The 12,360-nt window shown below is 54.8% G+C and carries 12 protein-coding genes; 5 read left to right on the top strand and 7 right to left on the bottom strand.

Going from position 1 to position 12,360, the window contains the following annotated elements; genetic code table 11:
• Positions 1-510 precede the first annotated feature (510 nt).
• The gene (locus PKO01S_RS27505; protein WP_127534641.1) at positions 511-2,094 is read left to right on the top strand and encodes a bifunctional metallophosphatase/5'-nucleotidase; all 1,584 of its coding nucleotides are present in this window, start codon (positions 511-513) and stop codon (positions 2,092-2,094) included.
• A gap of 118 nt (positions 2,095-2,212) precedes the next feature.
• Here PKO01S_RS27505 and phnE (PKO01S_RS27500) read toward each other — a convergent pair whose 3' ends face one another.
• The 6 genes from phnE (PKO01S_RS27500) to PKO01S_RS27475 all read right to left on the bottom strand — a co-directional run bounded on the left by phnE (PKO01S_RS27500) (position 2,213) and on the right by PKO01S_RS27475 (position 9,087).
• Positions 2,213-3,019, bottom strand: a complete 807-nt coding sequence (gene phnE / locus PKO01S_RS27500) for a phosphonate ABC transporter, permease protein PhnE (protein ID WP_127534639.1) — start codon at positions 3,017-3,019, stop codon at positions 2,213-2,215.
• Between the two features lie 16 nt (positions 3,020-3,035).
• Entirely contained in the window at positions 3,036-3,851 is an 816-nt protein-coding gene (phnE, locus tag PKO01S_RS27495) for a phosphonate ABC transporter, permease protein PhnE (protein WP_127534638.1), read from the bottom strand.
• Positions 3,841-4,635, bottom strand: a complete 795-nt coding sequence (phnC, locus tag PKO01S_RS27490; protein WP_127534637.1) for a phosphonate ABC transporter ATP-binding protein — start codon at positions 4,633-4,635, stop codon at positions 3,841-3,843. The genes phnE (PKO01S_RS27495) and phnC overlap by 11 nt, the downstream gene beginning before the upstream one ends.
• Before the next feature lie 123 nt (positions 4,636-4,758).
• A complete protein-coding gene (locus PKO01S_RS27485) occupies positions 4,759-5,907 on the bottom strand; it encodes a phosphate/phosphite/phosphonate ABC transporter substrate-binding protein (protein WP_246070761.1) in 1,149 nt (382 codons plus the stop codon).
• Positions 5,908-6,110: 203 nt separating this feature from the next.
• Positions 6,111-6,965 carry an SDR family oxidoreductase gene (locus tag PKO01S_RS27480; protein ID WP_127534636.1) on the bottom strand — a complete coding sequence of 285 codons (855 nt, stop codon included), beginning with the start codon at positions 6,963-6,965 and terminating at the stop codon, positions 6,111-6,113.
• Between the two features lie 151 nt (positions 6,966-7,116).
• Positions 7,117-9,087, bottom strand: a complete 1,971-nt coding sequence (locus PKO01S_RS27475; protein ID WP_127534635.1) for an elongation factor G — start codon at positions 9,085-9,087, stop codon at positions 7,117-7,119.
• 470 nt (positions 9,088-9,557) lie between these two features.
• On the opposite strand from PKO01S_RS27475, the gene PKO01S_RS27470 reads away from it, so the two are divergent.
• The gene (locus PKO01S_RS27470) at positions 9,558-9,923 is read left to right on the top strand and encodes a VOC family protein (protein ID WP_127534634.1); all 366 of its coding nucleotides are present in this window, start codon (positions 9,558-9,560) and stop codon (positions 9,921-9,923) included.
• 68 nt (positions 9,924-9,991) lie between these two features.
• Here PKO01S_RS27470 and PKO01S_RS27465 read toward each other — a convergent pair whose 3' ends face one another.
• Positions 9,992-10,753, bottom strand: a complete 762-nt coding sequence (locus tag PKO01S_RS27465; RefSeq protein ID WP_127534633.1) for an SDR family oxidoreductase — start codon at positions 10,751-10,753, stop codon at positions 9,992-9,994.
• Between the two features lie 211 nt (positions 10,754-10,964).
• Between PKO01S_RS27465 and PKO01S_RS27460 the strand changes: the two genes are divergently transcribed.
• The 3 genes from PKO01S_RS27460 (at position 10,965) to PKO01S_RS27450 (ending at position 12,281) form a co-directional block, all read left to right on the top strand.
• Positions 10,965-11,558, top strand: a complete 594-nt coding sequence (locus PKO01S_RS27460; protein WP_127534632.1) for a TetR/AcrR family transcriptional regulator — start codon at positions 10,965-10,967, stop codon at positions 11,556-11,558.
• Between the two features lie 200 nt (positions 11,559-11,758).
• Positions 11,759-12,019, top strand: a complete 261-nt coding sequence (locus tag PKO01S_RS27455) for a hypothetical protein (RefSeq protein WP_127534631.1) — start codon at positions 11,759-11,761, stop codon at positions 12,017-12,019.
• 4 nt (positions 12,020-12,023) lie between these two features.
• Positions 12,024-12,281, top strand: a complete 258-nt coding sequence (locus PKO01S_RS27450) for a hypothetical protein (protein ID WP_127534630.1) — start codon at positions 12,024-12,026, stop codon at positions 12,279-12,281.
• The last annotated feature ends 79 nt before the right edge of the window (positions 12,282-12,360 follow it).

The following is a 12,360-nucleotide window of genomic DNA, read 5'->3' as shown; positions in this document are numbered from 1 at the left end:
AAATCTGTCCATTACCGCTCAACGGAACCGGTTCGTTGTATTTCGTACAACGCACAATTGCCGCCACCGCCGAACAACCGCAAAAGCGCGGGGGTAACTGTCATTTTGCGTTGTATAAAGTGCAATGAGATCTGTTTATCCGAACATATCGGCTCTTTTCGTTGTACGGAGTGCAACGAAGCTTTCCAACGTTCAGAGCAGCTCCAATCACAAACAGGCTACATTAGGTCACATCAGACACATTAGGTCACATCAGACACATCAGGACACATCAGACCGCATCAGACTGCATCAGGTCACATCAGACACATCAGACCACATTTGGACACATCAGGACACATCAGACCACATCAAGCCATATTAGACCGCATCAGGACACATCAAACCGCATCAGACCGCATCAGACCGCATCAAGACACATCGGGACACATCTGGCCGCATCCGTACAAACGCGACTTTGTCGTGACTATAGATTTCATTCATTCAGACAGGAGGAACTCCCCCTTGAATATGCCTCATTCCGTTGCCGTCACGATTCTGCAAACGAGCGACCTGCATGGTTTCATCTATCCGACCGATTACCGGAGCCCGGGGAATAAGCCGCTCGGAATGGCGAAGCTTGCGGGCATTATCCGCAAGGAGCGAAGCCTTGATCCGTCGCTGCTGCTCATCGATAACGGGGACTGGCTGCAAGGCTCGCCCTTAATGTCCCGCTATGCGAATGGCGCGGGGAACGGCACGCATCCTGCCGCAAGAGCGCTGAAGACGCTTCGTTACGATGCGGCCGTGATCGGCAACCATGAGTTTAACTATGGCCTTGGCTTGCTAAGCGATGTGATGGAGCAATCTTCGTGCCCTTGGCTGTCCGCCAATATTGTACGGGAGTCGGACGGGCAGCCGGCATTCGGCCAACCCTACCGGATATTCGAAATGCGAGAGGGCATCCGAATTGCCGTGCTCGGCGTAACGACGCCCTTCGTTCCGAACTGGGAGAGGCCCAGCCATATCGAGGGCTTGGCCTTCCACGATGCGCTCAGCGCAGCTCAACGCTGGATTACGCATATTCGCGAGTACGAACGCCCGGATGCGGTCATCGTCAGCTATCACGGCGGCTTCGAGCGAAGCCTGTCGACCGGAGAAGCGACCGAACCGCTGACGGGCGAAAATCAAGGCTACGAGATGTGCATCCGGCTCGAAGGGATGGATGTGCTGTTGACCGGCCATCAGCATCGGCTGATTGCGGGCGAACTGAACGGAGTAACGATCGCACAGCCTGGCTACGCCGGCCAGGCGCTCGCCAAGATCGGGCTGACGTTCGATCTTGCAGCGGATGGCCGATGGACGCTTCGCCATAAAGCGGCAGAGCTGCTGATGGTGGAGGAGGATACGGAACCGGAGTGCGAACTGATGGACATGTTCGCCGAGGACGAGCGGCTCACCCAGCAATGGCTCGATCAGCCGATCGGCATAGCCGAAGGGGACTTGACGATCGCTGATCCTTTCGCGGCGCGGCAGACCGATCACGCATTCACCGAATTCGTAAACCGGGTGCAGATGGAGACGATGGACGCTCCGATCTCGTGCGCTTCGATATTTACCGATGAGGCGCGGGGGTTCGATAAGGAAATTACGATGCGGGACGTTGTGTCCAACTACATGTATCCGAACACGCTTAAGGTCATCCGTCTGATGGGCCGCGATATTCGGGAAGCGCTCGAACAGAATGCCCGTTACTTCGAATTGGATGAGCGCACCGGAGGCTTGCGGATCAGCACGGCTTATCTGGAGCCGAAGCCGCAGCATTTCAACTACGATATGTGGGAAGGCATCGAGTACATGCTTGATATTTCGCAACCAGAGGGCCAGCGTGTCGTGAAGCTGCTGTGGAACGGGGAGCCGATGGAGCAGGATGCCTCCTTCGAAGTCGCGATGAACAGCTACCGCGCAGGAGGCGGAGGCAATTTCGACATGATGAAAGACAAGCCGGTGGTGCGGGAAGTGACAACGGACATGGCCGAAATTATCGCCGACTATATCCGGAAGCACGGCACAGTCCGCGCTGCTTGCGATCACAACTGGAAAGTCGTCGGATAGCGGGCGGCGACGCATTCATGCTCAACTAGGTGCCATTAGGCACCTAGTTGGCATGCGGTGCGATACACCCGCGCCGCGTGAACGTGCCTCTTGGCTTCGCCCGGAGCGCCCCCGCCCTCTACCCTTGGACGAGCCGCGCCCGCAGCTTGTTCGATATCCACTCGATAAGCAGAATGAGAATGACCAGTCCGATCAGAATCGATCCGACCTGGTTCCACTTGTAGCTGTTCATCGCGAAGATGAGCGGCGCGCCGATACCGCCGGCGCCTACCAACCCTAGGATCGACGCTTCGCGCATGTTCATGTCGAACCGGTAGATCGTCACCGACAAGAACAAGGACAGCAGCTGCGGTATAATGCCGAAGCGCACTTTCTCGAACGTCGTGCAGCCGATCGACGTCATCGACTCAAGCACACGCACGTCCAATTCCTCGATCGCGTCCACGTACAGCTTCGTGAGCATGCCGATCGACGTAATGCCGACGGTCAGCACCCCTGCGAACGGCCCCGGCCCGGATACGCGAATAAACATTAAGCCGTAGACGAGCGCCGGAATCGTCCGGATCGCAATAAGCAGCAGCCGAGTCAGCCATGCGGCAGGTTTCGGCACGATATTGGACGCCGCAAGGAACGCGAGCGGCACCGACACGACGGCGCCGACGATCGTGCCCATGAAAGCGATCGCCACCGTCTGAAGCAGCAGGTAAGGTACGCTTTGCTCCGATACGTTGAGCAGCAGGTCCAGATCGGGATGCGTAATGCCGGACAGTATACGAACGGCTATGTTCCAGCCGCTTTCATTCATATCCTTGAAGCTGACAGCAGCAAGCGACCACGCCAACAGCAGTAGGACGATCGCCGTAACGGTCACCCTGTACCGGCGGTTGTTCGGTGCAGCGAGCAGTTGTTTTTCTAGTGTCGTCATAGCGTGAACGTCTCCCTTAAATCAGCTTTTTGCGAAAATGCTCGCTGACCGTTTCGATCACATACACCGTCACGATGAGCGCCGTTATGATCATGCCGACGCCCCCATAATCCCGCCAGCCAATATTCTCGTTAATGAGCAGCCCGACGCCGCCCGCTCCGACATAGCCGAGGATGGAAGCATACCGGACGTTCCCTTCGAAACAAAATAACGATGTCGACAAATAGCTAGGCAGCACTTGAGGAATAACGGCATAACGAAATGCTTCGAGCCGAGTCATCCCGATCGATTCCATCGCTTCGAAAGGTCCCATATCGATGTTCTCGATCTGCTCATAGAGCAGTTTTCCGACATACGACACCGTAAACAGCATAATCGCCACCACGCCCGCCATCGGTCCGAGTCCGAAGACGAACGTCGCGATGAGCGCTGTCACCAGCGTGGGCAGCGTACGAAGCAGGCTGAGAACGATTTTGGCCAGTGAGACGAGCGCCCGGTTACGGATAATGTTGGTTGATGCCGCAACGGCCATCGGAAGTGCCAGCAAGGAGCCCAGCATCGAGCCGAGCAGAGACATCTGAAGCGTGGCTGCTAAGGCGCGCCATAGATGAGGCAAGTAATCCCACCGCGGAGGGGTCATATCGCCGATGAATTTGAAAAATTCGCCGATGCGCGTCACAAGCATATGCAGGTTGAATTCGGTCAACTGCACTGACCACGCAACTGCGGCGGCTAACAGCAGCACGATGAGCGGTACTCTCGTACGCCGCTGCAGCACCGTCTTACCGCTAGGAAGAACGATTCGCTTGGGCGGGAATATTTTATCGTACATGAGTGCTACGCTCCTCTTCCAAGGAAGCCGCCGCTTCATCGTTCGGACCGCCGCCGCCGTATATATAATCAAGAATCTCCTGCGTCACCTTGCCGGACGGACCGTCGAACACGACGGCACCCTTCCGGACGCCGATAATTCGGTCCGCATAATCAAGCGCCACCTCCACATGGTGAATGTTCATGATGACCGTAATATTCATGTCTTGGTTGATCCGCTTGAAATCGTCCATGACCATCTTCGACGTCACCGGGTCCAAGGAGGCGATCGGCTCGTCCGCCAGAATGATGTCAGGGCTCTGCGCAAGCGTGCGAGCCAGCGCCACCCGCTGCTGTTGTCCGCCGGAAAGCTGGTCGACGCGCACGAATGCTTTGTCCAGAATGCCGACCTTCTCAAGCGCTTCTAACGCTTTAAGCTTCTGATCCCTCGTGTAGATGCCCGTGAGCTTTCGCCACATCGGCAGGTCCGGCGCGAACGAAACGAGGACGTTGTTGATGACGCTCGTTCGCGTGACAAGGTTGAACGATTGAAAAATCATGCCGATTCTTCGGCGGAGCCGCCGCACCTGCTTGCCCCGCAGCTTCGACACGTCGATGCCGTCCACGTTCAGCTGGCCGCCGGTAATGTCGTGCATCCGGTTGATGCAGCGGATCAGCGTCGATTTGCCCGCGCCGGACAAGCCGATAACCGCGACGAACTCGCCTTTCCCGATCTTCAAATTAATCTGGCTGAGCGCTGCCGTGCCGTTCGCATAGGTCTTATCCACGTTGATGAAAGCGATCATAGAACTACCCCGATTCTATAGTCTCGAACTAGGAAAAGATGAGAACATTCGGCTTGCCCGATGCTCTCATCTCTATTCGTCATTACTTATGCAGTTACAACTGCTGCGTCTATCAGGCGGTTATTATTTCTTCAAGCTCTTAATGAGATCTTGCGCTTGGCGCTCGCCGTCATAGTCGGTCGTTTGAGCTGGTTTATAGCCTTCATGGCTGTAGATGGAGATGACTTTCTTGCCTTCTTCCGTCTGTGCGATCGAGATGAACGCGTTCTGCAGCGCTTTGCGGAACTCGTCAGTCATGAGCGGATCTTTCTTGCTCACGCTGATCGTATCGTTATAGATGCCTTGCGTAACGCCGATCACGTTCGTCTCATCCCAGATCGACTTGCTGCGAGCCATGTCCGTCGTCCATTTGCTCTCGTAATCGCGTCTAGCGTCCGCATAAGAGACGATGACGTCGGCTTGTCCGGCAGCCAGACGAGCGAAGGAGCTTGCGTACGAATCGGAAGTGACCACGTGCGCCAGGTCCGTCAGGCTCTTCTTATAGTTGTTTTGCAGCCAAAGCGTCGGGTAGATGTAACCTGCGGACGAAGACGTCGACATCACCGCCCAGTTCGCGCTGTTCAGGTCGTCCCACGTCAGTTGCTCGCCGCCGTTCACTTTCGCCGCCAGCTCTTGACCTTTCTTTGAAGGACCAGCGATAAACAGAGCGCGGTAGTAGCTCGCTTGGTTCGTCGTCGGCGCCGTCGGCTTGTTGTCGTTCCAATCTTTCGGGTTATCCGAATCGTTGGACAGGCCTGCACGCGTAGCCGTGAGAAGCACGTCCGCGCCGTCACCGTACAGAACGTACGTACCGCCTGGAATGAAGCCGATGTCCGTCGTTCCCGCCGTCATCGCTTCGCCTACCGCTTCGTACGTCGTGCCGACGTCGATGCTGACTTTGTCCACGATATAGCCTTCCGTCGCCAGCTGGTTTTTGAGCAGATCCTTCAGCGGACCCGTAGCCGTAATGATGTCGTTCGGATCTTTGGATGGCACGAAGCTTACTTTCAGTTCTTTAATCGACTTGGCAGCGTCCGTTGCTGTTGCTGCGTTCGCGTCCGTTCCGCCGCTCTTCGTATCCTCAGCCTTCGAACCGTCAGCCGGTTCTGTCGCATTGCTAGAAGCAGTGGTGCTCGTGCTCGTCTCTTCGTTCTCCTTCTTGTCCGATCCGCAGCCTGCAATGAGTCCGATCATAAGGGCAAATACGACAAACAGTACCATCTTGTTCTTCACTTTCGACAGACCTCCACTTTGTTTTTCATTTGCTTTCTCAGCATGGAATTATCTTACTTCCGATCTATTAACTAACGGTTATCGATATGTTAGGAATCCATTGAGGTTACATGTAGGTATTGTAAAGAAGGCGCTGCATGCACGTAAAAAAGGCCATCCCCTCTACGGGAATGACCTTCGCTTCGCTGATTCAACTAATCTTCCTATGCGTTCAAAATTGCCCGCAGCGCTTCGTTCAGAGGCGTGACCGGTCGGCCTAGCACCTTCTCGAAATCGCTGATCTCGACTTCCAGCGAGCCCGCGCGAATGGCCTTCTGAACCTCAACAAGGAACGGAACGACCGCATCGGGAACGCCTGCATCGCTCATAATCTTGCCGTACGTCTCGTCATCGACCTTCATCACCGGCACATCCTTGCCGATCACCTCGGACACAGCCGCAACAAGCTCTTCTTGCGTAAGAGGCTTGCCCGAAAGCTCGTATACGGAATGGTCATGCCCTTCTCCGGCAAGCACTATCGCAGCGGCCTCGGCGTAATCACGGCGGCTTGCCCAGCCGACTCTGCCCGTTCCGGCGGAGGTCACCCACGGCGCACCGTTCGCTACTGCTTGAACGGTACCCAGCTCGTTCTCCAAGTACCAGTTATTGCGCAGGAAAGAATACGGGATGCCCGAGCTTATAATAGCCTTCTCCGTCTCGCGGTGGTCGCCGGCCAGGAACAGTGCGCTGTCCTGCGCGTTCGATACGCTTGTATACGCGATGAAGCCTACCTTCGCCGCTTGTGCGGCTTGGACGGCAGCCTTATGCTGCGGAATCCGGTTATGCACGTCCGAGCTCGAGATTATGAGCAGTCTGTCGATGCCCGCGAACGCCTTCTCCAGCGATTCCGGCTGGTCGAAGTCGCCATGACGGACGTCTACGCCAAGCGCGCTCAGATGCTCTGCCTTGCGCGGGTCGCGGACGCTGACCGCTATTTGCGACGCCGGTATCGATTTCAGCAGCGATTCAACGACAAGAGCTCCAAGCTGGCCCGTTGCTCCGGTTACTAATACTTTCATAGGAACACCCCGTTATCGTTCATTTTCTGATGCGGTTGTAGATTGTACATGTCTGCAGAAGTATCATACGCCTTGAACGGCTCGTCCGAAAGTAGTTACATTATGACACCTAGTATCCTTAGGGATACTGCCCGCTGCCCGCCACCCGCCGTCAAAGCAGATGCATCTTCGCCTCTGCCTCGTCCCAAGGCACGATATACCCATGCCCCTTCGCGCAAAAAATCGAGGAGGAAGTATACATCGGGTCGGCGTCCTTCCGGTACGCTTTGCGCTCGATCACCTCGTGCTCATTATGACAGCGGTCGTAGCCGCCGAAGATGAGCTGAATGCTCCCTCTTCCATGCGTGAAAGCGGCAAGCTCCGCGCTGTAGTCCATGAAGGTCGCTACCGGCACCCGGCCCGTTACGGTTGCATGGGAAGCTGTCGTCTGCGGCGGGTCGAACCGTCCGGAGGCGCGCTGGATGTCGGACAATATTTTGCCCAAATGGTCGATCTCCGATTTAATCTTGAACTCGTAGTACGGCTCCAGCAGCACGTTGTCGGCCTTCTCCAGTCCCTGCCGCAGTGCGCGGAACGTCGCTTCCCGGAAATCGCCGCCATGCGTATGCTCATTATGCCCGGCGCCACGGAGCAGCGTGACGCGAATATCGGTCAGCGGCATGCCCGTCAATAAGCCGTGATGATCCCGTTCGTACAGATGCGTCCTGATTACGTTCTGATTGCCGAGACTCAATTCGTTCACGTGGCAGTCGCTGGCGAACGCGATCCCGATTCCCCGCTCCCCGGGCTCGAGCAGCAGATGGACTTCGGCGTAATGCTTGAGCGGCTCGAAGTGCCCGTATCCGCGCACGGTGCTTGCGATCGTCTCTTTATACATAATTTCCGGACTGCCGAACGAGACGTCGAATTGGAACCGGTCCTGCACGAGCTGCTGCAGCACTTCCAACTGAATAAGACCCATGACGTGAATATGGATCTCCTGCAAGCCTTCCTCCCAAATGACGTTCAGCGAAGGATCTTCGGCATCGAGCGTCCGAAAAGCTTTCAGTACGTCCTTCACATGAAGCGACTCCGGGAAAATGACTTTCGACGTCAGCGTCGGCACCATCTCATAGGCAATCTTGTCCGAATCCGAATCCGCGCCCGTGCCTTGTCCGGCCTCGGCGCCCGTCAGTCCGACAACCGCGAACAAGTCGCCGGCGCTTACTTGATCGACCGGCTGCAGCTTGCTTCCGTTCACGAGAAGAAGACGCGAAATTTTCTCGCAGATTCTCTCCCCGCCGCTTGAATAGTACAGCTCTTCGCGGACTTTCAACGTGCCGCTCCGCGCTTTCATATAAGTCATCCGGACGCCGCTTAGGTCGTGCCGAATTTTATAGACGAGTCCGCCGAATGGTGCCCGCTTGTCGTAATTCGTTGCGGTCAGCTTGTGCAGCTGAACGAGAAAGTCGAGGACACCCGTATCTTGCAACGCAGACCCGCTTGCGCACGGGAAGATCCGGCTGCCGCGAATCATTTGCTCCAGTGCATCCAGCCAATAAGCATCGCTGACTTCGCCCGACAGAAACATCTCCAGCAGTTGCTCGTCCCGCTCGGCGATATGTTCGCGCAGCGCTTCGCCGACTCCCCCTTGATCGGTAAGGCATCCCGTAATGCTGCATGCATCCGGTGTTAAGGTCTGACGGATTTCTTCGAGTACGCGGTCTGCGTCAGCTCCGACCCGGTCGATTTTGTTAATGAAGAAGAACGTCGGGATGCGGTGCTTATGCAGCAGCTGCCACACTGTCTCGGTATGGCCTTGAACGCCCTCCACCGCACTGACGACGAGGACGGCGTAATCCATCACTTGAATGGCCCTCTCCATCTCCGGCGAGAAATCGACGTGGCCCGGCGTATCGATCAAATAATAAGTCGTGCCTTGATAGGACATGACGGCCTGATCCGCGAACACCGTGATGCCTCTGGCCCGTTCAATATCGTGGGAATCGAGGTAAGCGTCCTTATGGTCGACTCTGCCCCGCTCTCGAATGCTATTCGTATGGTATAACAGCTGCTCGGCCAACGTCGTCTTGCCCGCATCGACGTGAGCGAACATGCCTATTGTAATCGGACTCGTGCTCATCGTAAGCGTATCCCCTTGATTCCGCGCTGGGCGGTCATTCGCTATGATTTCCTCCTCATCATACCACATGGCTGGGGGAGCTGAGATTGCGGAATGCTGCATCGGCTTGCCGCTTCCAACTGAGCAAGCATTGTAAAGAAATGGTGCAACCCGGTCCGCTACACTAACAAGTGCGGTCGGGATGGCACAACTCTTGTACTTGCCCGGCATGCTTCAGTGTATTTCATACAATGGAAACAAGCCATTCGATCGGTAGGGGAGGCCTCATTGCATTCCGTACAATGGAAGTTTGTAGTTAGCGGTGGAATCAAGGCTATTCGGCGGTTGGGCTCATTTTCCCATTGTACGAAATACAAGCAAGCAGCTGGTTCGACTGCCGCCAGACATTTTCATTGCAAGAAATACAACGAAGAAGTACCAGCAAGCACCCAAGAATAAGCTCACTAAGATGAAGAAGGGGATGGCTCAACATGTTCAAAAAGTTGGATTGCGTCTGTATTCATACCAAAACTATTGAGAAGTTGCTTTCGTTCTATACCTCTGCAGGGTTAATTGAGAACTGGAAGATCGAACGGGCTTTAGAGAATGGTTTGACTTGGACCTTGATCGGTTTAAAGTTTCCGTTGGAAAATAGCTCCGAGCTTGTGCTAAGCAATCATCCCGATATTAACTTCACAGAAATCGAAATCGATGTGGAGGATGTTCAGCAGGCCTATAATGAACTTCGCAAGAATACAGAAATTCAATGGATCAGGACCCCGTTCGCAACCGAGTCCGGACATATCGCCGTCATGGAAGCCCCGGACGAGAATGTATTCGTATTAGTCGGCAAATAGGCAGCGGGGAAAACAAGAAGGCACCCTTCAGCGGGTGCCTTCTTGTTGTTCTAGCTATAATCAATCGCTTAAAAAGCAGAAGTCCAGCCCGCGTCCGCCGTGACGACCGTTCCGTTCAGGAAGCTTGCATCGTCCGAGGCCAGGAACAGTGCCACCTTCGCGATTTCTTCCGGCGAGCCTGCGCGCGGGATCAAGCCTTGCGTCAGACGCGTACGGCTTACGCCGAACTCGCTCAAGCCGTTCATCGAAGCTTGAATGTTCGTCATAACCGCTCCCGGAGCGATCGCATTGCAGCGAATGCCTTGGGCCGCATACATGAAGCCCGTGTTCTTCGTCAGACCGACTACGGCGTGCTTGGATGCTGTATAAGCTGCGCCTGCGTGCGCCCCGTTATACCCGCCGGTCGAAGCGGTATTGACGATAACGCCCTTCCCTTTCTCCAAGAAGACCGGAAGCGCCTTGCGGGTAGCCCGCATAACGCCCTTCGTGTTGATGTCGAAGATGCGGTCCCATTTCTCCTCGGTAATATCGCCGACAGGCTCGAACCCGTCCATAATTCCTGCATTATTGACCAATATATCTAGTGTGCCATACTCGCTGACAGCGGTATCGATCATATTCTCGATATCGGACAGCTGAGCGATGTTCACTTTCAACGCCTTGGCGGTGCCGCCGCTGCTCACAATCCCTTGAGCGACTTGCTCCGCTCCTTCGAGATTCAGATCGGCTACGATGACTTTCGCGCCTTCTTGGGCGTACAATTCTGCGATCGCTTTGCCCATGCCGGATGCGGCTCCTGTAACGACTGCAACCTGATTATGAAGTTTCATGACGTATCGGCTCCTTTGCCCATCTATTCGATCATTGCTGTCATTGGAACGTTCCATGCTTCTACATCATTCGCGAATTTGTACACTATCAGTTTATTCTTCTATAATTTAAGGAGCAATATGCAAACCAAGGCCCGAATGTTCAATCGTGAACGTTACGTTCCGATTTGTATAGTTAAGCGCAGTTAATAAACATTTAGGCGGTGATCTGTTGTCTGCCCCTAATCGGAGAGTAAACAAGACGAAGCGAGAGTTGAAGGACGCGCTGGTTCAGCTAATGGAGAGCAAGGATTTCAAGCAGATCTCCATTACCGATATCGTAACGCTGGCCGACTTGAACCGCGGCACGTTCTATAAGCACTATCAGACGAAAGAAGAGCTGCTCGGCGAGCTGATGAACGATGTGATTGAGGATTTGGTCCGCGCTTATAACGAGCCTTATCTGCACACGGACAAGCTGGTCGTCAGCGAGCTGACGACATCGTCCATCATTATCTTTAAGCATGTGGATCTATACGCGGACTTCTACCGCATCATCATTAACTCCAATGCATTGCCCGGATTCCAGAATCGGATATGCGACAGCTTGAAGCAGCTGGTCAAACGGGTTCAATTGATTAACGAACCCAGCAGCCGCACCATCGATCCCGATCTGTTCGCCAGCTACATCGCCTACTCCCTCTTTGGACTAATCGTAGAGTGGGTACGGGGCGGATTCAAATTTACGCCCGAGCATATGGCTGCCCAGTTGCTCGCTATCTTGTCATACCCATATGCTGCTGGAGTCAGCCCTGTCCGTTCCTGAACGGCAATCGATCGAATTGGTGCATCCATACCCCAGCCCTCTCTGCTGCATTCACTGCCCTTCGCTGCTGAACCAACAGCTCGCCAAGGGCTCTTTTCTCATCCTGAACGGACCGATTATTCTCATCCCTTAAATATTTCATACGCCAAGTGAACCGGGAGCCGGTCTTTTTGGTCTATTCTTCGGGAGGTGAAAGTCGCTTGGATTACGTTTATTTGCGATCGAAAATTCAGGATGCGCTGCTTAATCCGCCCGGCAGCGACGAGCCGAAGAAGCGGATCCTGTTAGAGAAGCGTCTTCGCAGCGCCCTCGTCTTGATCTACTCGGAACAGCCGGAAGCCGAGGACAGCTCCAGAGTCAGCATCGACATGCTGCAATGGATTGATTTCAATGGCGATACTTTGATCGGCACCGGCCTGGTTCAACGTTCTAAGCACCAAAGGGGGAGACAGCAGAACTGAGGTCATGCCTGGCGTAACGTTTGAGGGCAAGCTGATGTACGATAAGCTGTCTCTATTATCCGGCAAGCTCCTTCAAGCAGGCATTGCTAGCATTCGGGTTATCGACGACGCGGGGAACGAGTGGAAGGCCGATATTTTCGATAGACCCGACGGCTCGCGTTCCTGGTTCGTGGGCACGATCGAAACAGTCAGAACCTACACCATCGAGGCGCTTGATCAAATGGGAAAGGTCCTCTCGTCCTTTAACGTCCCGAACCATTGAATGAACAGAGCCCGCTCCAGCACTGGAACGGGCTCTTGCCTGTATAATATCTCAGCACCAAACCTCTGTTCCGACTCAC

Source organism: Paenibacillus kobensis NBRC 15729 (assembly GCF_004000825.1).
GTDB classification, from domain to species: Bacteria; Bacillota; Bacilli; order Paenibacillales; family Paenibacillaceae; genus Paenibacillus_T; species Paenibacillus_T kobensis.
This window is presented reverse-complemented; position numbering and strand designations above follow the sequence as displayed.